Raw genomic sequence first — 20,891 nt, 5'->3', positions numbered from 1 at the left:
TTCGAAGGGCTAAAAGCAAAAACGCCACGCTGATGCAAACAGCGTGGCGTTTTTTATTGCGCTTCTGGAAAGCGTGCGAGCGTTACGCGTAAGCCGCGCGACGACGCCCCGCAAGCACCAGATAGCACAGCGCGCCGATCACCAGCGACGGCAGCGTCGCGCCCAGATTCGGCAGCCATTGATTGAGCGCCTGGTACGCGCCAAAGCCGACCACCCACGCGGCAAACGCGCTGACGTGCCAGCCGCCCGAATAGCCGTACGCGCCGTTGAGATCGGCGAGCGCCTGCGGATCGATGCGGCGACGGCGCACGATGAAGTGATCGGCGAGCACCACGCCAAACAGCGGCGCAAACACCGAGCCGATAAACAGCAGGAAGTTTTCGTACTTCGCCATCGGCACGATGAGGGCGATCAGCGTGCAGATCGCGCCGAACGCCGCCGAGAGAACCGGCACGCCCGCGCGCGTCCAGACCGTACCCGTCGAGACGGCCGCCGAGTGGATATCGGCGAAAGCGTTGTCGATTTCGTCGATCAGCACCAGCAGCAGCGCCAGACCGCCGCCCGCCTGCGCGAGCGCGGTGGTCAGCAGCGCATCGCCGCCACCGGCCGCCAGACCGTAGATCGCGCCCAGCGCATAGAACCACAGATTCGCGATGCCATAGCCGAACAGCGTGCCGCGGAAGGTTTCGCCCGCTTTACGGCCGAAGCGCGTGTAATCGGCGATCAGCGGCAGCCACGAGAGGGGCATCGCCACCACGAGGTCGATGGCGCTGCCGAACGGCATGTCGCCGGTGCCGGGACGCTTCATCAGCGCGGCGATGTCGTGCTGCGCCAGCAGGCTATACGTCAGCCAAGCCGCGCCCGCCAGCAGCAGCCAGATGCCCCACGTGCGCAGGAAGCGGCGCACGAACGAGAGCGGGCCGCTCACGGCCAGCAGCGTCGCCAGCACGCCGAAGATCACCGTCCAGACGAGCGGCATCGACAGGTTGAACGCCTGTTTGGCGAGCGCATCGGCGGAATCGCGCATCACGATGATCTCGAACGAGCCCCAGCCCACCAGCTGCACCATGTTGATGACGGCGGGCACCGAGGCGCCGCGAATGCCGAGCGTCGGGCGCAGCGAAGACATCGCCGCCAGCCCCGTATCCGTGCCGATCACGCCCGCGAGCGCGAGTAGCACCACGCCGATCACGCTGCCGATGCCGATGGCGAGCAGCGCGTGCGGCAGCGACAGGCCGGGTACGAGCAGGGCGCCCGCCTGCGCCACCAGCAGGCCAATGCCGAGGGAGAACCAGAGCGCGAAGGCGTCGCCGGTGCGGAACTGGCGGCGCGCGTCGGGTACCGGCACGTTGGGCGCGTAGGCCGAACCGGCCTGGGTGTTTTCAGTCATGGGAAAAGCTGTCCTCTGTGTCGTCTGCTGCGTTGCTTGTATTGAATTCGTATGGTGTGCGTAGGGATTACGCAAAACTCGTGCGGGCGCGCGTCTCAGGCCTTCGGCCTCGCGTGGCGGCGCGGACTGTCATAATGCACGACTGACTCCGGCGCGGCGGCCCATTTTCAGGGGCGCGAACAATGCGTTCGATGTGCGTCCAGCGCGCCCTCCCGACCGCATCCGCCGGAAAGCCGACATTATCGCGAAAACGACATGTTTGAAGAAACCCGTGCCAACGTTCCGCTCGCCGAGCGGCTGCGCCCACGCACCATCGACGAAGTCATCGGCCAGAAGCATCTGCTTGGGCACAACAAGCCGCTGCGCGTCGCCTTCGAGTCGGGCGAAGCGCATTCGATGATCCTGTGGGGGCCGCCGGGCGTCGGCAAGACCACGCTCGCGCGCCTCATGGCCGATGCCTTCCACGCCGAATTCATCGCGCTGTCGGCGGTGCTGTCGGGCGTGAAGGATATCCGCGAGGCCGTCGAGCAGGCGCAACTGCACCGCGCGCATGGCCATCAGACGCTGGTGTTCGTCGACGAGGTGCATCGCTTCAACAAGAGCCAGCAGGACGCTTTCCTGCCGCACGTGGAGTCGGGCCTGTTCGTGTTTATCGGCGCGACGACGGAGAATCCGTCGTTCGAGGTGAACAGCGCGTTGCTGTCGCGCGCGGCGGTCTACGTGCTTCGCAGTCTCGACGAGGACGAGCAGGGCGAACTGCTCGCGCGCGCCGCCGAGGAACTGGGCGGCCTGACCTTCACCGATGAAGCGAAACAGGCGCTGATCGGTTCCGCCGACGGCGACGGGCGCAAGCTGCTCAACAATCTGGAGATCGTCGCGCGCGCGGCGGCCCAGCAGAAGAAGACGGAAATCGACGGCGAACTGCTCGGCAGCGCGCTCGCCGAAAACCTGCGCCGCTTCGACAAGGGCGGCGACGCCTTCTACGACCAGATCAGCGCGTTGCATAAGTCGGTGCGCGGCAGCAATCCGGATGGCGCGCTGTACTGGTTCTGCCGCATGCTCGACGGCGGCGCGGACCCGCGCTATCTGGCGCGCCGCATCGTGCGCATGGCGTGGGAGGACATCGGTCTGGCCGATCCGCGCGCGGCGCGCATTACGCTCGACGCCTCGGAAACCTATGAGCGGCTGGGCTCGCCGGAAGGCGAACTGGCGCTGGCGCAGGCTGTGATCTATCTGGCCGTCGCGCCCAAGTCGAACGCCGGCTACAACGCCTACAACGAAGCGCGCCGCTTCGTGAGCAAGGATCAGTCGCGCGCGGTGCCTATCCACCTGCGCAACGCGCCCACCAAACTCATGAAGGAACTGGGCTACGGCCACGAGTACCGCTACGCCCACGACGAGCCGGACGCTTATGCCGCCGGGGAAACCTATATTCCCGATGGCATGCGCGAGCCGAACTGGTATCGGCCCACGCCGCGCGGGCTCGAAGGCAAGATCGGCGAGAAGCTGGCGCGCCTGTCCGAACTCGACGCGCAATGGCGCGAAGCGCATCGCGACGAAATCCGCGAACGTAACGAACGCAAGCGCAAGAGTTAAAGCGCCGGGCTAAAGCACGTCGGCACGCTGCGGGCGGCGAGCCCGCGCCGGTGCGCTAAAATCGACTCCTCACACAACGAAACTGCGTCTCACAATCCCATGCTCGACATCCAGCTGCTGCGCAAAGACCTCGACGGCGTCGCGAAGCGCCTCGCCGACCGCGGCTACACCCTCGACGTCGCGGCTTTCTCCGCGCTCGAAGCGGAACGCCGCGCCATCCAGACCCGCACCGAAGAACTCCAGGCACGCCGCAACAGCCTGTCGAAGCAGATCGGCGCGATGAAGGGCCGCGGCGAGGACACCTCGGCGGTCATGGCCGAAGTGGGCGGCATCGGCGACGAAATGAAGGCGTCGGCGGCCACGCTCGACGACATCCAGACGAAGCTCTCCGACCTGCTGCTCGGCGTGCCGAACCTGCCGCACGAAAGCGTGCCGGTGGGCCGCGACGAAAGCGGCAACGTGGAAGTGCGCCGCTGGGGCACGCCGCGCACGTTCGACTTCGAGGTGAAGGATCACGTCGACGTCGGCACGCCGCTGGGTCTGGATTTCGAGACGGGCGCCAAGCTCTCGGGCGCGCGCTTCACGATGCTGCGCGGCCAGATCGCGCGCCTGCATCGCGCGCTCGCGCAGTTCATGATCGACACGCACACGCTGCACCACGGCTATACGGAAACCTACACGCCGTACATCGTGAACCCGGAAATCCTCTACGGCACGGGCCAGCTGCCCAAGTTCGCCGAAGACATGTTCCGCGTGGAGAAGGGCGGCGACGAGAACAAGGTCACGCAATACCTGATTTCGACCTCGGAAATTTCGCTCACGAATACGGTGCGCGAGAGCATCGTCGAAGGCGACGCGCTGCCGATCAAGCTGACGGCGCATTCGCCGTGCTTCCGCTCGGAAGCCGGTTCGTATGGTCGCGACACGCGCGGCCTGATCCGTCAGCACCAGTTCGACAAGGTCGAAATGGTTCAGGTCACCACGCCGGAAACCTCGTATAACGCGCTCGAAGAGATGGTGGTCCACGCTGAGACGATCCTGCAGAAGCTCGGCCTGCCGTATCGCGTGATCACGCTGTGCACGGGCGATATGGGTTTCTCGGCCACCAAGACTTATGACCTCGAAGTCTGGCTGCCGGCGCAGAACACCTATCGCGAAATCTCCAGCTGCTCGAACACCGAAGCGTTCCAGGCGCGCCGCATGCAGGCGCGCTATCGCAACGCGCAGGGCAAGCCGGAACTCGTGCATACGCTCAACGGCTCGGGTCTCGCGGTTGGCCGCACGCTCGTGGCCGTGCTGGAAAACTACCAGGAAGCGGATGGCTCGATCACCGTGCCGGAAGCACTGCGTCCGTATATGAACGGCGTGGCGCGTCTGTCGGTAGGCGCGTAAGAAGAGACCTGGAACAGGATTCTGCAGGCCTTCGAAAAATTTTTCGAAAAAGGGCTTGCAGGATCCGAAATATGTTCTATAATCTTCGCTTCTCTGGTCGCCGACCAAGACCTGAGAAGCAGTAAATAGCAGTACCCCGGAGAGGTGGCAGAGTGGTCGAATGTACCTGACTCGAAATCAGGCGTACGGTAACCCCGTACCGTGGGTTCGAATCCCACCCTCTCCGCCAAATTTAGAAAACCCCGTAAGTCGAAAGACCTACGGGGTTTTTGCTTTTCCAGGCCGTTTTCAGGCGCTGTTGCCTGTCATCGACGGCACATGCCCGCGCTGCTCCAGCGAGCGCATGAAGGTCCCCGAAATCGCCGATTGACCGTGATGGACGATCTTCTCGTCGATCAGCGCCCACACCGGCATGCCCGCCGCCCGCGCGCGCTGGCAGAACGACAGGTCTTCCGAGAGATACACGCCTCTTTCGCCAACCGTGTCGAAGAACGCATAGAAGCGGCCGTCGGGCAGATACGAGGCGTACTGTGCGGGCGGTCGGTAGAGCTGCGTGAGCGGCGCCAGCGCCTGCATGGCGTCGCGGCGCACGAGGAAGATGCCCGTGCCGATGTGATTCACCTCGGCCCAGCCGCCTTCGACGCTGCGGTTGCCGTTCGCATCGGCGCGAATCGCGGTGTTGTAGTCCACGGTCTTTTCCTGCCACTCGCGCAGCGTGAGGCCTGCGTCTTCGGCTGTGATGCGCTTTTCCACGTCGAAGAAGCGATACGGGCACGCAATGCCCGCCACGGGTTTATTGCCCGCCAGCAGTCGCGGGATGGCCTCGCGCGAAAAGTCCATGTCCGTGTCGAGGAACAGCACGTGCGTGAATTCCGGATGGCTCAGGAAGTAATTCGCAAAGAAGTTGCGCGCGCGGATGATGTGCGACGACGCCGTGTGGATGTACTTGAAGCCGATGTCGCGCTCCTTGAACGTCTCCATCAGACCCGCCAGCGCCATGGCGAAGTCGAAGTGCACGGAATTATCGTAAGTGGGCAGCGCGATGAGGATATTGAGCGGCGCCTGGCTGGGCGCGTCGATGCCTGTTGCGGCGCTGGAAGAAGTGGGGGTGGGATTCATGGTCTGGCGTTCTGCTCACGTCGTTGTAAGATATTTCCCATTCTTGTTGGCGGCTTGCTCCCGGACAATCGGACGTATCCGAATATCGCCGGTCCTGGCTTGCGCCGGCGTGCCGGTCAGGCTGGCTACGGCAGTTACAATGGCGCCTTCGAGCGGCGCTCCCATGAATTCGCGGCGAGGCGCTACGCGCGCCGTCGCGCCTACTTTGGTTCTCAGATGGCTATCACCTATAAATCCGCCGGCGACATCGAGCGTCTGCGCATTTCCGGCCGGCTTGCCGCCGATGTGCTCGCCATGATCGGCGAACACGTCAAGCCCGGCGTCTCCACCGACGATCTCGACGCGATCTGCAACGACTTCATCGTCAATACGCTCAAGGCCGTGCCGGCCAACGTCGGCTATCTCGGCTTCCCGAAGACGATCTGCACGTCCGTCAATTCCGTGGTCTGCCACGGCATCCCGAGCCGCAACGAAGTGCTCAAGGACGGCGACATCATCAACATCGACGTCGCGGTCATCAAGGACGGCTATTTCGGGGACACGAGCCGCATGTACACGGTCGGCACGCCCAGCTCGGTGGGCCGGCAGCTGATCGACACCACTTACGAGGCGATGCTCGCGGGCATCCGCCAGGTGAAGCCCGGTGCGACGCTCGGCGATGTGGGTCATGCGATCCAGAAGCGCGCGCAGGCCGACGGCTTTTCGATCGTGCGCGAGTATTGCGGCCATGGCATCGGCAAGGTCTATCACGAGGAGCCGCAGGTGCTGCACTACGGTCAGCCTGGGCAGGGTGTGCGTCTGAAGCCCGGCATGGTCTTCACGATCGAACCGATGGTCAACGCCGGACGCGCGGGCACGGCGGTGCAGCGCGACGGCTGGACCGTGGTGACCAAGGACCGTTCGCTCTCCGCGCAGTGGGAGCACATGGTCGCTGTGACCGATGACGGTTATGAATTGCTCACGCCCTGGCCGGACGGCACGGGTGCGTACGAAGCTCCGTGAGGGCCGCGGCACAAGGGGCTGTGCGGGGCATCGACGGGTCTGTCAAGACCCGTGCGCGCCGTGCACAAGGAACTTTTTTGTCAAATAAGGATTTGACTCTCTGGCCAGTTCGGTTAAAGCTACGCGTTAGTGCTTTATTGGGGTTTACGACTGCATGAGTCCGTCACTGACCGTTCGCCGTATTGTTGCCGATCAAGGTGCCGTGCTCCGCGAGCTTCGAACCGCTTCGCTGCGCGACGCGCCTTACGCGTTCGGCGACTCGCTCGAAGACGCGTTGTCTGCCGATGCAGCTGTCTTCGACGCCGCGGCCGCCCGTCATGCGGATTCGCATACCGCCACCACGTTCATCCTCTACACGGAAGGCCATCCGGCCGGCCTGATCGGCGCGAACTTCGAGAGCGCGCCTGCGCGCCGGGCGTTCGTGTTCGCGTTGTGGGTGGCGCCGGCGGTGCGGCATCTGCGTGGCGGCGAGCTGCTCGTCAACGCGGCCATCGACTGGCTCACGAGCGAGAGCGCCACCCAGATCTACGCATGGGTGACCGATAGCAACACCACCGCAATGCGCTTCTACGAGCGCATGGGTTTTGTCGCCACCGGCGATCACGCCCGCAGCACGCAGACGCCCGAGCAATGGGAAACGCTGCTGATGCGCGACCTCGCCGGCGCTGCGCCGGTTGCGTCGGCGCAGTGAGCATCGCTGCAAGCGCAGTGCGATTTTGAGCGCGTTGCGCCGGTTTTTTCCGCCCTGACGCGCGCAACGCGCGTCATGTGGCGGCTCCCCTCGGCGTTTTTTGCGCCGTTCCTTTGTCTTTCCCTTCGCTGCAGCATTTTGGGCCATTAAAAATAATGGCCGTGCGCGTCGACGCCTGTAAAATACGCAAAATTTTTCGCCGATCGCCATGTCGCCCAAGAAATCGCCATATTTTGAACTGAAGAGCGGTTCAGTCGATACGCTTCTGTTCGTGGTCAAAACGACTGAACTCGATGCGATGCGCGCCGAACTCACGCGGCGCTTCGAGGCGACGCCGGAATTCTTCGCCAACGATACCGTGGCCATCGATCTGCGCCGTCTTGCCGACGGCGAACAGGTCGCACTGGGCGACATCGCGCGCCTGCTGGAAAGCGTGCGCATGCGTCCCGTGGGCGTGGTCGCGCAGCCCGAGCAGCATGGCTGGGCCGCCGAAGCGGGCCTGCCGTTCCTCGAAGCGCGCGACAAGCGCGTGGCGGGCGGCAACGCTGTGGCAAAGAGCGAAGCCGAAGACAGCGCCGCCGAAGCCACCGCAGAAGCCCCCAAAGCGAACACGTCGGCCAGCGCCGGCGCCGCACAACCCGAACTCTTCCCGACGGACCCCACGCAGGACATGCCTGCGGACGCGAGCAGCGATGCCGATGCGGACAGCAACGCCCGCAACGTGCCGCGTGCGGCGACGCTGGTGGTCGACCGTCCGCTGCGCTCGGGCCAGCGTGTCTATGCGAAGGGCGATCTGGTGGTGCTCGGCATGGTGTCCAACGGTGCGGAAGTGATCGCCGAAGGCAACATCCATATTTACGCGCCGTTGCGTGGCCGCGCGCTCGCGGGCGTGCACGGCAACCACGACGCACGTATTTTCTGCACGAGCCTCGAAGCGGAACTGATTTCGATTGCGGGCATCTACCGTACCACTGAAGTTCCGCTCTCAGACGATGTGCGTGGCAAGCCGGCGCAGATCCGGCTCGACGAAGAAAAGCTGTTGATCGAACCGTTGAGGCTCACCTGATCCGCCGCTGACGCGTTGCGCATTCAATGTGTGTGCGTAGCGTGCGAGCGGCGCGCGATGAGACCAAACTGGGAAACTGACGAACGCAAGGTAAGGGAATGGCAAAAATCATTGTGGTGACTTCGGGCAAGGGTGGCGTTGGCAAAACGACCACGAGCGCGAGTTTCGCATCGGGCCTCGCGTTGCGTGGCCACAAAACCGCGGTCATCGACTTCGACGTCGGCCTGCGCAATCTCGACCTCATCATGGGTTGCGAGCGCCGCGTGGTGTACGACCTGATCAACGTGATCCAGGGTGAAGCGAACCTGAACCAGGCGCTCATCAAGGACAAGAAGTGCGAAAACCTCTTCATCCTGCCGGCCTCGCAGACGCGCGATAAAGACGCGCTCACGAAGGAAGGCGTGGAGAAGGTGATCGAAGACCTGCGCAAGATGGACTTCGAATACATCGTCTGCGATTCGCCGGCGGGTATCGAATCGGGCGCGATGCTGGCGATGCACTTCGCCGACGAAGCGCTGATCGTGACGAATCCGGAAGTGTCGTCGGTGCGCGACTCGGACCGCATCCTCGGCATGCTGTCGTCGAAGACCAAGCGTGCGATCGACGGCAAGGATCCGATCAAGGAGCATCTGCTCATCACGCGCTACAGCCCGAAACGCGTCAACGAAGGCGAAATGCTTTCGCTCGCGGATATCTCGGAAATCCTGCGCATCGAGCTGATCGGCGTGATTCCGGAATCGGAAGCGGTGCTGCACGCATCGAACCAGGGCCTGCCCGCTGTCCATCTGGACGGCACCGACGTCGCTGAAGCCTACAAGGACGTCGTCGCGCGCTTTCTTGGCGAAGACAAGGCGCTTCGCTTCACCGATTACCAGAAGCCGGGGCTCCTGCAGCGCCTGTTCGGTAGCAAGTAAGGGAGGCGCACGTCATGTCGTTTCTTTCGTTTTTTCTCGGCGAGAAGAAGAAGTCCGCCTCGGTAGCGAAGGAACGCCTGCAGCTCATCATCGCTCACGAGCGCGCAGGCGGTCATCCGCCCGCCGATTATCTGCCGGCCCTGCAACGCGAACTCGTCGCCGTGATCTCGAAGTACGTGAAGATCTCCGACGAAGATATCCGCGTGAGCCTGGAGCGTCAGGACGACCTCGAAGTGCTTGAGGTCAAGATCGAGATTCCGCAGGCCTGATTCGTAGCGAGTGCGGTGCACGCGTGTGCCGCACTTGTCTCGATATAGCTGGGCGCCGTTTTCAACGCGCGCGCAGCCTGTTTTTTTCCCGCTGAACCCTCGCTGAATCCCCGCCTCGTCGCATTCCTTACCTTACCGAAATATTCGGTTTCACTTCACCCCCTGCGGTTACACGGCCGCTGTCAGCGCAGACGCCTGCTCGCGCATTGATCGGGTAACGCCACTCATGGCGTCCTACTCAAAGGGTGAACTACATGAACAACTCCATCCGCCTGCTGATCGCCAAGGCCGCTATCGTCGCCGCGGGTACGTGCGCCGTTGCCGCGCCGGCCTTCGCTGAAATCGTCGTCGTCGAGCCGAGCGCGCCGCCGCCCGTCGAACGCATCGAAGTCGTGCCCGCGCCGCGCGTCGGCTATGTCTGGGACAAGGGCCACTGGCGCTGGGACCACGGCCGCTACGTCTGGATCGCCGGCCACTGGCAAGCCGAACGCGTGGGCTATCACTGGGTGCCGGGCCACTGGATCGCGCACGGCCCGAACTGGCACTGGGTCGAAGGCCACTGGGCCGCTTAAGCCGCCTGGTTTCGCCTGAATTTGCTTAACCAGTTTGATCGGCAAGGAGAAACACCATGAGCAGAAAACTGCTCGCTGCGGCGGCGCTCGCGATCGTGCTCGCCGGCTGCGTCGTCGTTCCCGCGCGGCCGATGTACGTTCGGCCCGCGCCCGTCGTGATCTATTGACGTCGTGATCGATTGATTCTGGCGGCAGGCTCGCTGGCGTAGATCAGCACAGCCGCGCCCGGCCCGGCGCATGTCAGCGGTTCGAGCAATCGACCATCGACATGCCGCCGGGCTTTTTTTTCGCCCCGACTCGACGCCCCGCCAAAGCGGGGACCGATGAAATGCGCAAACGTTCGCAGATTTCGCCTGTTGCGAACGGCTCCGTCCGCTAGAATCTCGGGAAAAATGCCGGCAAATCATCGAAATCGGGCCTCCGCGTCCGCAGCACAATGAAACGAGTTTTGATAGTCAAGGTGACCTCGCTCGGCGATGTCGTCGAGGCCCTTCCCGTCGTCGCCGATGTCCAGCGCAAATTCCCCGGCGTCAAGGTCGATTGGGCCGTGGACGAGGCGTTCGCGGGGATCGTCCACTGGAACGCGGGGATCGACCGCGTGCTCTGCGCGCCGCTGCGCCGTTTCAAGAAGGCGCGCAAATGGAGCGACTTCAAGGCGATCTGGGATTCGATCTCCGAATTGCGCCGCGAACGCTACGACGCCATCATCGATATTCACGGCGTGTACAAGAGCGCCATCATCGCGTTCATTGCGCGCGGCAAGCGCCGTTTCGGCTATCTCGGGCAGGATCTTGGCGAGCGGGGCGCGGCCTTCGCCTATAACGGCCGCTTTGGGCCGCGTCCGAAATGCGACGCGTGGCTGGGCATGCGTATCAGCACGGGCGAGGCGCTCGGCTATACCATCGATACGCCGCCCGATTTCCAGATGCGCATTCCGCGCGACGGCGACGCGCTGCCGACGCCCGATGCGCCCACCGCGCTGATCTTTCACGCCACGTCGAAGGAAGAGAAGAAGTGGCCTGTCGCGCACTGGGGCGAGCTGTGCAACGAACTGGTCAAGCGCGGTCTGCGTATCGAGCTGCCGTGGGGATCGGATGCCGAGCACGCCACCGCGAAGGAAATTGCCGCGCTCGTGCCGGGCGCGACCATCCTGCCTCGCCTGACGGTCACGCAGGTGGCGCAGCGCATCGAAGATAGCGCGCTGGTGGTCGGCACGGATACGGGCTTCGTGCATCTGGGCCACGCGCTGCTCAAACCCACCGTGATGATTTTCATCGCGACCAACGCCGAACACCTGGGCGTGCGCGCGCCCGATCGTTCGATCTCGATCGGCGACGGTCGTCATGTGCCGCCGGTATCGGTGGCGCTCGATGCGGTCGATCGCGTTTATCCCGCACGCACGGGCGATGCATCGAAAGGCCCCGCGGTGACGGCTGCCTGAGTTTTACGCGTTTTCGCCGGCTTTGTTTGCCACGGCCCGCTCGTCTCACACAGACGGGCGGGCCGTTTTCATTGCGGCGTGCGTCACGGCAGCGTCACGTTGTGCGTGAATCCGCGCGTTCAGCCGATCATCAACTCGATTACCAACTTGTTAAAAGTGTCGCCGTTGCGTGCGGTATGCGGCGCGAATCGCACGTGGCGCTGCGCAGGCGCGTGAAGCCTGTAACACGGGCCACACCGCTACTTACAAATTGCAACGCATAGGGGATTCGCCGTCGAGTTAAATCTGAACTGTCCACCGCACGCCATGCGAGGCACGGCCGGGCAGGACATCAGACATTGACTCGATGGGAGAACGAAGTGAAACGATTGACGCTTACGCTGATTGTGGGTGCAGTGCTTGCAGCGTCGCTGGCCGGATGCATCGTCGTGCCGGCGGGCGGCGGCTACTATCACCACGGCTACTACAACTGATAGACGCTCTCCCGGACACGCAAGGCGCGGCGTCCATGCGTAATCAACGGATCGCTGTCGCGGCCGCCGTCACGCCAGCAGCATTTCGACGGCGACGACCGCTGCAACGGCAGCGGCGTTAGCGACCAGGGCTTCGACCACGACGGCGCGCCACGTGGTCGTGCGCAGCCGGAAGGCGAGGAACAGGGAGATGCCCAGCGCAAGGGCAATCATCAGGACGACATCGGCGTTGCTTAGATGCAGGTTCATCGTCGGCCTCCTGTTCATGCCTTGAATCCAGCGCGTTGAATTCAGCGCGTTGATTTCAGTATAGGCACGTCGCGCGCGTGTCCAAAGTGATCAAAAAAAAGCGGAGTCCGGCTGGCGGACTCCGCTTTTTTGTCTGGATGACGCGGGCTGGATCAGCTCAGCGACGTGTGGCGCGTCTCACGCATGCACAGCACGCCGACAAGACTCACGCACGCCGCGATCGACACATACGCGCCGACCCACGTGAGCCCGCCGCGCGCCGCCAGTTGCTGTGCGATGTACGGCGCGACCGACGCGCCCAGAATGCCGCCCAGGTTGTAGGCGACGCCCGCGCCCGTATAGCGCACGCTGGTCGGGAACAGTTCGGGCAGCAGAGCGCCCATCGGAGCGAACGTCGCGCCCATCAGGAACAGCTCGATCACGAGAAACAGCAGCACGAGCGGCAGCGAACCACTGCCGAGCAGCGGCTGCATCGTGAAGCCCGAGAGAATCGCCAGAATGCAGCCGACGATCAGCACCGGCCTGCGGCCAAAGCGATCGCTCAAAGCGGCTGAAATCGGCGTGGCGATGCCCATGAACACCACCGCGATACACAGCATGCCGAGGAAGGTCGGACGCGGAATATGCAGCGCCGTCACGCCGTGCGAGAGCGAGAACACCGTGGCGTTGTAGAACAGCGTGTAGCAGACCACCATGGCCAGCGCGCCGAGGATGGTCGGCCACCAGTAGCTGCCCAGCAGCGTTGCGACCGGCACCTTGACGCGCTCCTCGCGCTCGATGGCGGCCTTGAACGCGGGCGTTTCGGCGATCTTCAGGCGCACGTAAAGACCGAGCGCCACCAGCACCGCCGAGACCACGAACGGCACGCGCCAGCCCCAGTCGCGGAACTGCTGGTCGGAGAGTGTGGAGGCAAGACCGAAGAACAGCCCGTTCGAGGCCAGAAAGCCCACCGACGGCCCAAGCTGCGGAAACATGCCGAACCAGCCGCGCTTGCCCTGCGGCGCGTATTCAGTGGCGAGCAGCGCCGCGCCGCCCCATTCGCCGCCCAGACCGATGCCCTGGCCGAAGCGCAGCACGCACAGCAGGATCGGCGCGAGGCTGCCGATCGAGTCATAACCGGGCACGAAGCCGATCAGCGTGGTGGACAGACCCATCACGAGCAGCGAGGCCACCAGCGTCGATTTACGGCCGATACGGTCGCCGAAATGTCCAAACAGGAACGAGCCGATCGGACGCGCCACGAAGGCGATGCCGAAAGTCACGAACGCCGACAGCGCCTGCGCCGTCGCCGAGCCGTGCGGGAAGAACACCGGGCCGATCACGAGCGCCGCGGCCGTTGCGTAGACATAGAAGTCGTAGAACTCGATGGCGGTGCCGATGAAGCTCGCGAAGATCACGCGCGCGGTGCTCTGCTGGCGGGCGGCGTCGGGCTGATCGGCGCTCGCCGACGAAAGCGGTGAGGTGGACATCGAAGGGTCTCCAGTCGTTTTGACGCGCGCTGACGGGCTCGAGCGAAGCGCGGCGCGGGCGTCTTTGTTCAAAGCTCGAAGCGGCAGGGCGGTGCAGCGCGGGCGCAGGCAGCGCCACGACGGCATCCTTGATCCGGCAACGATTCGTCAGTATGCATCGCACAGCGGCAACTGTGCGCGCGAAAGCGGGACCGGCAGGCGCGCGCGCCGGATTGGCGCGATGCGGATCTCAAGCACGGTCGATGGGCGCTGCGGCGCGGCGTGGGTGACGCGGCGCGCAGGCAGGATCGGCACAAGGCCGACAGGGGATAGCCAAAAATTATAACGAGCGGGGAGGGCCGCCAGCAAGGCGGCCGTAAGCGACGATCAACCCGGCGATCAGTTGTAGTTCTGCGCCTGCGGTGAGGCGAGCGTGCGCAATTGGAACTTGCCGTCGTCGTTGAAGAGCCAGTCCTCGAACAGCTCGATCTGGCCGACCGAGTTGAGCAGGCGCGGCGGCGGCGCGGGCAGTGGCTGCGCGCGCCGCAAGGTGGCGAGCGCGGTGGTTTCAGCGCCGTCGTCGCCATTGGTGCGATAGACCGAGGACTTCACCACCTGACCGTCGCGATTGACCGTGAACGACACCACCACCAGCGAGCGCAACATCGCTTGCGGCGAGCCGTGCAGGACATAGGTCGGATTGCGCTCGACGATGCGCTTCGCGATCTGCGCGCGATAGTCGTCGAGCGTGGTGCTGTTGATGGCCTGCGGTGGAATGATGAGCAGAGGTCGAGGCGGCGGCGTGATCGTGCAGGCGCTTGCGAGCGCAAGCATCAGAGCCGGGCCGAGGCGGCGGAGAGCGGCGGCGCTCACGGCCGCAAGGCCGTTGCGCAGACAGGCGCGGATGAGCATGGCGAGCAGGCTCGGAGGCGAGACAGATTCGAGCTTAGTTCAAACGCGAAGGGAATCAATCCGCAGTCACCCGTGGCGGGTGAAAGTACCTCGGAGGGGGGCGCTATGCCCATGCGCCGCGCAGGATAGGCGACGCGAAGTTGCTTTGCCGGCGCCGATTCGATCGGCTTACACCGGCTTACTCAACCGGGAACTGGGCGCAGGGATCGGCCACTACGGTGGAGCAGGCGTACGAATATTCGCCGCTCTTCAGGAACAGCTCCTTGCCCACCTGGACGTTCTCGCGCAGATCAGGCGAGCTTTCCCACGCGATGTAGCTCGAGCACATCACGGCAAACAGGACGACGATAGAAAAAGCAAACTTTTCAAGCAGTTGGTAACGGTGCGGCATGGCGGTTGATCCCATCGAAGGTTGGGATTTTACCGCAATACTAGGGTTTTCACCTAGTCAAATGCCGGAAAGCAGGAATGGCGTATGACTAAAAAAACGTCATGACCCTTAATTTTTACATTCCCTTACCGATAACCCGTGCGGAGACTCGCAATTCGACGTAGCGATGCTCCAAAAAATATTCAATATGCATTTATTTACGTTAAATCGGGGGAAGTGTGAAGAAGATCGCTTTGTGCGCTGTCATTCTGGCTCTGGCTGGCTGTGCCGGCACGGGTAACGACAGTCTGCGTTCGGAGACCGAAGAGTCCGTATCGACGAAGGTTGTCGAAGGCAAAACGACCAAGGATCAGGTTCGCGAAATGTTCGGCTCGCCGGCCAAAACCGAGTTCACCGACGGTGGCCTCGAAATCTGGCGCTACGAGTTCGCGAAGATGCACGGCGACGCCGTCAACTACATCCCCGTCGTGAACCTGTTCGGTTCGAGCGCGAGCGGCAAGAAGAAGGAACTCGTCGTGATGTTCGACCAGAAGAACGTCGTGAAGCGCTACTCGATGAGCGTGTCGGACGTCTCGCAGAAGACGGGCGTTTTCAACCAGTAAGCAGCCGGGAGCAGGGCGCGTTTGGCCCGTCCTTTTCGCCAGCGGGTTTCGCGATGGATGTGCGGAGCTCGTTGGCGTCTGTCGCGATGGACGTCGGCATGGATCCCATCGACCGTGCGAGGTCGGGGTATCGGGAACATGGCGATTGGCAGACAGGCAGCGGACTGAAGCCGCGAAAGAGATCCAGATTGTGTCGGCGCAGACGATGCGCGAATCTGGCGGAGGCGGTGAGATTCGAACTCACGGAAGGGTTACCCCTTCGCCGGTTTTCAAGACCGGTGCATTCAACCACTCTGCCACACCTCCGGAGCCGCGCATTGTAACCTGGAATGTGCCCCCACCGGCAGTCTCACCGATGGGTGCAGATCAAAACATCACGCCAGAATTGCGTCGGGCTTAAGAAGCATCCTTCAAAAACAGCTCCTGCAGATCGTTGAGGAAGCGCTGACCCAGCTCCGTCGGCACGATCTTCTCGTAATCGCGCGTGATGAGGCCGCGCTTTTCCGCTTCCTGCAGTTGCGGCTCGATCGTGGTGATTGGCAGGCCCGTGCGTTCGGCGAAGCGATACACCGGAAAACCTTCCACCAGACGCAGAGCATTGAGCATGAACTCGAAAGGCAGATCCTTCGCGCTCACCTCGTGCTCTTCCTGGATCGGCTTGCCCGCGCGCGCTTCTTCGATGAAAGTCGCCGGATGCTTGTAGCGCACCTGCCGCACGATGCGGTTCGGGAACGACAGCTTGGTATGCGCGCCCGCGCCGATGCCCAGATAATCGCCAAAACGCCAGTAGTTGAGATTGTGGCGGCTCTGGCGGCCCGGCTGCGCATACGCCGACACCTCATAGCGCCTATAACCGGCTTCCGCCGTGCGCGCGTGAATCCACTCCTGCATATCCGCCGACTGGTCGTCATCGGGCAGCACGGGCGGGAACTTCGCGAACATGGTGTTCGGTTCGAGCGTGAGGTGATAGAGCGACAGATGCGGCGGCTTGAACGCGAGCGCCGTTTCGATATCGGTCTGACATTCGGCGAGCGTCTGCGTCGGCAGCGCGAACATCAGGTCGAGATTGAAGTTGTCGAAGGTGTTCGCCGCGACTTCCACCGCGTGGCGCGCCTGCGCCGCGTCGTGAATGCGGCCGAGCGCCTTCAGATGCGCCTCGTTGAAACTCTGGATGCCGATCGACAGCCGGTTCACGCCGCTGGCGCGAAATTGCGCGAATTTATCGGCTTCGAAGGTGCCGGGATTCGCTTCGAGCGTGATTTCCGCGTCGGCGTCCAGCGGCAGCAGCGCGCGGATATCCGAGAGCATGCGATCAAGCCCCTTCGCCGACAGCAGACTGGGCGTGCCCCCGCCGATGAAGATCGTATGCACCTGGCGGCCCCACACGAGCGGCAGCGACTGTTCGAGGTCGGCGCGCAGGGCGTCGAGATAATCGTCCTCGGGGAAGCGCTCGCCTTTCCATTCGTGCGAGTTGAAATCGCAGTACGGGCATTTGCGCACGCACCACGGAAAATGCACGTAAAGCGAGAGCGGCGGCAGCGACGTGAGGCGAATGCTGCCCGGCATCGTGAACGATTGCACGACGTCGAGGCCGGTCTGGTGCTGCTGGCTCACGCTTCTTCCTCCAGCCGTGCGAGCAGTTGCCGCAGGGCGATGGCACGATGGCTCGACGCGTTCTTGAGCGCCGGGTCGAGTTCCGCGGCCGTGGCTTCGAGGCCCGGCACGTAGAAGTAGGGGTCGTAGCCGAAGCCGTGGTCGCCGCGCGGGGCGTCGATCACTTCGCCATGCCAGCGGCCTTCGGCGATCAGCGGTTCGGGATCGTCGGCGTGGCGCACGAGCACGAGCACGCAGAAGTAGTACGCGCGGCGGTCGGCCTGATCCTTGAGGTTCTGCACCAGCAGCGCATTATTGGCCGCGTCGCTCTTTTCGCCGCCCGCGAGTTGCGCGTAGCGCGCCGAATACACGCCCGGCGCGCCGCGCAGCGCACGCACGCACAGGCCGGAATCGTCGGCGATGGCGGGCAGGCCGGTGAGCTTCGACGCATGGCGCGCCTTGGCGAGCGCGTTCTCGACGAAAGTGGCGTGCGGCTCTTCGGCTTCGGGCACGTTCAGCGAGCCTTGCGGCAGGAGCTCGATCCCCGCGGCTGCGAGCAGCGCCGCGAATTCGCGCAGCTTGCCCGCATTGTTCGACGCCAGCACGACGCGGCCGAGCGGCGGGGTGCCGTGATTCGCGCCCTGGGTCGCATCATTGCCGGCGGTTTCAGGCGTAGCAGCCATTACGCAATCTCCAGCGCAGCCTTCTGCATGCCGATCAGCGTGGCGATGCCGCCTTGCGCGAGGTCGAGCAGCGAGTTCAGTTCCGCGCGCGAGAACGGCGCGCCTTCGGCCGTGCCCTGGACTTCGACCATGCCGCCCGAACCCGTGATGACCACGTTCATGTCGGTGTCGCACTGCGAATCTTCGGCGTAATCGAGATCGAGCACCGGCAGGCCTTCATACACGCCGACCGAAATCGCGGCGACGTAATCGGTGATCGGCGAGCGTTCGATGCGGCCCTCGGCAAGCAGTTTCGACACGGCGTCGTGCGCCGCGACGAAGGCGCCCGTGATGCTGGCGGTGCGCGTGCCGCCGTCGGCCTGCAGCACGTCGCAGTCGAGGTTGATGGTGCGCGCGCCGAGCACTTCCAGATCGAACACCGCGCGCATCGCGCGGCCGATCAGGCGCTGGATTTCCTGGGTGCGGCCCGTCTGCTTGCCGCGCGCGGCTTCGCGGTCACTACGCGTGTGGGTGGCGCGCGGCAGCATGCCGTATTCGGCGGTGAGCCAGCCCTGACCCTTGTCGCGCAGGAACGGCGGCACGCTTTCCGACACGCTCGCGGTGCACAGCACTTTCGTATCGCCGAATTCGACCAGCACCGAGCCTTCGGCGTGCTTGGTGAAATGGCGGGTGATGCGGACGTCGCGAAGCTGGTCGGCGGCGCGGCCGGAGGGGCGCAGGAGGGTTTGGGTCATCGTGGAGGGTGCGCGAGGGCACGGCAAGGAAGGGGAAAACGCAATTTTACCGCCTTCGCGCGACAGGCGATGAACGCGGGCGAAGGCGTGGATTGCGCGTGGCCCGCGCGCGGATCGCCCATGCGCGATGCTGCCGATCTCACGCAATCGCCGCTGCGGCGGGCGCGCGGCCAAAAATGGGATAATACGGTTTCTCCGCCCCGCGTCATCGAGCGTCACAGACAGTACGCGTACACGCCGGGCGCCTCGAATCCCCTCGCCGTGGCCGGCGCCTTTCAGGTGCGCCGACGCGGCTTTATCGCGAGACGAACCATGATTTACAGCATGACCGGCTATGCCAGCGCCACGCGCGAACTGGTTGCGGCATCGGGCACGGGCGGCGCCAGTGTCTCCGTCGAATTGCGTACCGTGAACTCGCGCTTTCTCGACCTGAACTTCCGCATGCCCGAAGACGTGCGCGTCATCGAGCCGACGCTGCGCGAAATGCTGATGACGAAGCTCTCGCGCGGCAAGGTCGACATCCGCATCAACATCCAGCGCAGCGAGCAGGCCGCCAACGCGGGCGCGCTCAACCGCGATGCGCTCGAACAGCTGGCCGTGCTCGAACGCGCCGTGCTCGAAGCGTTCCCGGAATCGGGCCGTCTGCGCACTGGCGAAATCCTGCGCTGGCCCGGCGTGCTGGCGGAAAGCGGCGTCGCGCCCGAAGTGCTGCGCGACGCGGTGCTGGGCTGCGGCAAGCAGGCCATCGCCGATCTGATCGACGTGCGTGCGCGTGAAGGCGCGCAGCTCGCCAACATGCTGCTCGCCAATGTGGCGGAGATGGAAGCGATCGTCGCGAAGATCACGCCGCTGGTGCCGGACCTGATCGTCAAGCATCAGCAGAAGATCGTCGAGCGTCTGCAGGAAGCGCTTGGCATCGCCGCGCCGGATGCGAACGGCAATGGCAACATCGGCAACGTTTCGCGCGAGGAAGTCTCGGAGCGCATCCGCCAGGAAGTGACGATGTACGGCATCCGCATCGACATCGCCGAAGAACTGTCGCGTCTGACCGCGCACCTGAACGAAACGCGTCATGTGATCGAGAAGGGCGGCCGCGTGGGCAAGCGTCTGGACTTCATGATGCAGGAGCTCAACCGCGAAGCGAATACGCTCGGTTCGAAGGCCGCGGCCAAGGAACTCGCCGATGCGTCGATGACGCTCAAGCTGCTCATCGAACAGATGCGCGAGCAGGTGCAGAACCTCGAATAATGGCATGCGTGTGTGTGGATGCGTGCGCATGCACACACACGCTTTGTCGAGCAACGAAGAAAGTAGCAAAACAGGAAGCAACGAACATGACCGACCAGACCAGCGCACCCGGTGCGCACAAGGCTGAAACGAAACCGCGCAATCCGTACGCGGGCGTTTATCCGGGCAATCTTTTCATGGTGGTCGCGCCTTCGGGTGCGGGCAAGTCCACGCTCGTGAACGCGCTGCTCGCCGAAGACAGCGCGATCCGTCTGTCGATTTCGTACACCACGCGCGCGCCGCGCTCGAAGGAGCGTGACGGCGAGCACTACCACTTCACGACCGTCGACGATTTCCTCGCACGCCACGCCGAAGGTGAGTTTCTCGAAAGCGCGGAAGTGCATGGCAACTACTACGCCACCTCGCGCGTGTGGATCGAAGACCAGATGAAGAAAGGCCACGACGTGCTGCTCGAAATCGACTGGCAAGGCGCGCAGCAGGTCAAGAAGCAGTTCCGCAATGCGGTGGAGATTTTCATCCTGCCGCCGTCGCTCGACGCTCTCGCGGAACGCCTGAAAAAACGCGGTGAAGACGAACCCAACGTCATTACGCGACGCCTGCTCGCAGCCGGTAGCGAGATGGCGCACGCAAGCGAATCGGAGTATGTCGTCATCAACGAAAACTTCGATACCGCGCTGCAAGAACTGCGCAATATCGTGAGCGCGACGCGCATGCGCTTCGCTTCGCAATATGCGCGACACACCGAGCTCTTCGTACAGCTCGGCATCCACCTGCCGCAGCCCGGCGCATCGGGCACATAAGGTAGAATAAGAACCTGCTGAGAATAGAAGGAACCCGACATGGCCCGCATCACCGTCGAAGATTGTCTGAAACAGATTCCGAACCGCTTCGAACTGGCGCTCGCCGCGACGTATCGCGCACGCCAGCTCGCACAGGGTCATACGCCGAAGATCGAAAGCCGCGACAAGCCGACCGTCGTAGCGCTGCGCGAGATCGCGTCTGGCCAGGTGGGTCTGGAAATGCTGAAAAAGGTGCCCGTTTAACGGCGCCTTGTAGTTTTGTTGTCGTTGTATCGCAGTAACCGCAATCGCTTTACATGTCGTGTA

General features: G+C 63.6%; 22 protein-coding genes and 2 tRNA genes. 14 read left to right on the top strand and 10 right to left on the bottom strand.

Going from position 1 to position 20,891, the window contains the following annotated elements; translation table 11 throughout:
• Window positions 1-82: 82 nt before the first annotated feature.
• Window positions 83-1,390, bottom strand: coding sequence for a putative hydroxymethylpyrimidine transporter CytX (gene cytX / locus F3J17_RS27440; protein ID WP_167066591.1), 1,308 nt, complete (start codon window positions 1,388-1,390; stop codon window positions 83-85).
• Window positions 1,391-1,645: 255 nt separating this feature from the next.
• On the opposite strand from cytX, the gene F3J17_RS27435 reads away from it, so the two are divergent.
• The 3 genes from F3J17_RS27435 (at window position 1,646) to F3J17_RS27425 (ending at window position 4,607) form a co-directional block, all read left to right on the top strand.
• Window positions 1,646-2,986: a replication-associated recombination protein A gene (locus F3J17_RS27435; RefSeq protein ID WP_167066588.1), complete on the top strand. Its 1,341-nt coding sequence runs from the start codon at window positions 1,646-1,648 to the stop codon at window positions 2,984-2,986.
• 99 nt (window positions 2,987-3,085) lie between these two features.
• A complete protein-coding gene (gene serS / locus F3J17_RS27430) occupies window positions 3,086-4,378 on the top strand; it encodes a serine--tRNA ligase (protein WP_167066585.1) in 1,293 nt (430 codons plus the stop codon).
• A gap of 138 nt (window positions 4,379-4,516) precedes the next feature.
• Window positions 4,517-4,607 (top strand) — tRNA-Ser (locus tag F3J17_RS27425).
• Window positions 4,608-4,666: 59 nt separating this feature from the next.
• Here F3J17_RS27425 and F3J17_RS27420 read toward each other — a convergent pair.
• Entirely contained in the window at window positions 4,667-5,497 is an 831-nt protein-coding gene (locus F3J17_RS27420) for a hypothetical protein (protein ID WP_240161178.1), read from the bottom strand.
• Between the two features lie 216 nt (window positions 5,498-5,713).
• Here F3J17_RS27420 and map point away from each other — a divergent pair, with 216 nt between their 5' ends.
• From map to waaC, 7 genes are all read left to right on the top strand, one after another.
• On the top strand, window positions 5,714-6,499 hold the full coding sequence (gene map / locus F3J17_RS27415) for a type I methionyl aminopeptidase (RefSeq protein ID WP_167066582.1): 786 nt from the start codon (window positions 5,714-5,716) through the stop codon (window positions 6,497-6,499).
• A gap of 154 nt (window positions 6,500-6,653) precedes the next feature.
• Window positions 6,654-7,190, top strand: a complete 537-nt coding sequence (locus F3J17_RS27410; RefSeq protein ID WP_167066579.1) for a GNAT family N-acetyltransferase — start codon at window positions 6,654-6,656, stop codon at window positions 7,188-7,190.
• Between the two features lie 208 nt (window positions 7,191-7,398).
• Complete coding sequence (gene minC / locus F3J17_RS27405) at window positions 7,399-8,256, top strand: septum site-determining protein MinC (RefSeq protein ID WP_167066576.1); 858 nt, start codon at window positions 7,399-7,401, stop codon at window positions 8,254-8,256.
• A 98-nt stretch (window positions 8,257-8,354) separates the two neighbouring features.
• Window positions 8,355-9,170, top strand: a complete 816-nt coding sequence (gene minD, locus F3J17_RS27400) for a septum site-determining protein MinD (RefSeq protein WP_027817436.1) — start codon at window positions 8,355-8,357, stop codon at window positions 9,168-9,170.
• A gap of 14 nt (window positions 9,171-9,184) precedes the next feature.
• A complete protein-coding gene (minE, locus tag F3J17_RS27395; RefSeq protein WP_027795398.1) occupies window positions 9,185-9,439 on the top strand; it encodes a cell division topological specificity factor MinE in 255 nt (84 codons plus the stop codon).
• Between the two features lie 254 nt (window positions 9,440-9,693).
• Window positions 9,694-10,011 (top strand): YXWGXW repeat-containing protein, encoded by a 318-nt coding sequence (locus F3J17_RS27390; protein ID WP_167066573.1) that lies wholly within the window; start codon window positions 9,694-9,696, stop codon window positions 10,009-10,011.
• 436 nt (window positions 10,012-10,447) lie between these two features.
• Window positions 10,448-11,452 (top strand): lipopolysaccharide heptosyltransferase I, encoded by a 1,005-nt coding sequence (waaC, locus tag F3J17_RS27385; RefSeq protein ID WP_167066570.1) that lies wholly within the window; start codon window positions 10,448-10,450, stop codon window positions 11,450-11,452.
• Between the two features lie 542 nt (window positions 11,453-11,994).
• On the opposite strand, the gene F3J17_RS27380 is transcribed toward waaC, so the two are convergent.
• The 4 genes from F3J17_RS27380 to F3J17_RS27365 form a co-directional block, all read right to left on the bottom strand.
• Window positions 11,995-12,174 carry a hypothetical protein gene (locus F3J17_RS27380; protein ID WP_167066567.1) on the bottom strand — a complete coding sequence of 60 codons (180 nt, stop codon included), beginning with the start codon at window positions 12,172-12,174 and terminating at the stop codon, window positions 11,995-11,997.
• A 152-nt stretch (window positions 12,175-12,326) separates the two neighbouring features.
• Entirely contained in the window at window positions 12,327-13,643 is a 1,317-nt protein-coding gene (locus F3J17_RS27375) for an MFS transporter (protein WP_167066564.1), read from the bottom strand.
• Window positions 13,644-14,021: 378 nt separating this feature from the next.
• Window positions 14,022-14,528 carry an energy transducer TonB gene (locus tag F3J17_RS27370; RefSeq protein ID WP_345891260.1) on the bottom strand — a complete coding sequence of 169 codons (507 nt, stop codon included), beginning with the start codon at window positions 14,526-14,528 and terminating at the stop codon, window positions 14,022-14,024.
• Between the two features lie 184 nt (window positions 14,529-14,712).
• A complete protein-coding gene (locus tag F3J17_RS27365) occupies window positions 14,713-14,925 on the bottom strand; it encodes a hypothetical protein (protein ID WP_167066558.1) in 213 nt (70 codons plus the stop codon).
• A 233-nt stretch (window positions 14,926-15,158) separates the two neighbouring features.
• Here F3J17_RS27365 and F3J17_RS27360 point away from each other — a divergent pair, with 233 nt between their 5' ends.
• Window positions 15,159-15,527 (top strand): outer membrane protein assembly factor BamE, encoded by a 369-nt coding sequence (locus F3J17_RS27360; protein WP_205194987.1) that lies wholly within the window; start codon window positions 15,159-15,161, stop codon window positions 15,525-15,527.
• 216 nt (window positions 15,528-15,743) lie between these two features.
• On the opposite strand, the gene F3J17_RS27355 is transcribed toward F3J17_RS27360, so the two are convergent.
• The 4 genes from F3J17_RS27355 to rph all read right to left on the bottom strand — a co-directional run bounded on the left by F3J17_RS27355 (window position 15,744) and on the right by rph (window position 18,537).
• Window positions 15,744-15,833, bottom strand: a tRNA-Ser gene (locus tag F3J17_RS27355).
• Between the two features lie 90 nt (window positions 15,834-15,923).
• On the bottom strand, window positions 15,924-17,141 hold the full coding sequence (gene hemW, locus F3J17_RS27350) for a radical SAM family heme chaperone HemW (RefSeq protein ID WP_167066555.1): 1,218 nt from the start codon (window positions 17,139-17,141) through the stop codon (window positions 15,924-15,926).
• A complete protein-coding gene (gene rdgB, locus F3J17_RS27345) occupies window positions 17,138-17,803 on the bottom strand; it encodes an RdgB/HAM1 family non-canonical purine NTP pyrophosphatase (protein ID WP_167066553.1) in 666 nt (221 codons plus the stop codon). The genes hemW and rdgB overlap by 4 nt, the downstream gene beginning before the upstream one ends.
• Window positions 17,803-18,537, bottom strand: coding sequence for a ribonuclease PH (rph, locus tag F3J17_RS27340; RefSeq protein ID WP_167066550.1), 735 nt, complete (start codon window positions 18,535-18,537; stop codon window positions 17,803-17,805). The genes rdgB and rph overlap by 1 nt, the downstream gene beginning before the upstream one ends.
• A gap of 312 nt (window positions 18,538-18,849) precedes the next feature.
• Here rph and F3J17_RS27335 point away from each other — a divergent pair, with 312 nt between their 5' ends.
• From F3J17_RS27335 to rpoZ, 3 genes are all read left to right on the top strand, one after another.
• The gene (locus F3J17_RS27335; protein WP_167066547.1) at window positions 18,850-19,785 is read left to right on the top strand and encodes a YicC/YloC family endoribonuclease; all 936 of its coding nucleotides are present in this window, start codon (window positions 18,850-18,852) and stop codon (window positions 19,783-19,785) included.
• Between the two features lie 86 nt (window positions 19,786-19,871).
• Window positions 19,872-20,585 carry a guanylate kinase gene (gmk, locus tag F3J17_RS27330; protein ID WP_167066543.1) on the top strand — a complete coding sequence of 238 codons (714 nt, stop codon included), beginning with the start codon at window positions 19,872-19,874 and terminating at the stop codon, window positions 20,583-20,585.
• Window positions 20,586-20,624: 39 nt separating this feature from the next.
• The gene (gene rpoZ / locus F3J17_RS27325; protein ID WP_027817423.1) at window positions 20,625-20,828 is read left to right on the top strand and encodes a DNA-directed RNA polymerase subunit omega; all 204 of its coding nucleotides are present in this window, start codon (window positions 20,625-20,627) and stop codon (window positions 20,826-20,828) included.
• Window positions 20,829-20,891 lie beyond the last annotated feature (63 nt).

The sequence above is a fragment of the Burkholderia sp. Ax-1719 genome (assembly GCF_011753055.1).
In the GTDB taxonomy this organism is placed as follows: Bacteria; Pseudomonadota; Gammaproteobacteria; order Burkholderiales; family Burkholderiaceae; genus Paraburkholderia.
Note: the sequence above shows the minus strand (reverse complement) of the source record. Positions and strands in the feature narration are given on the sequence as shown.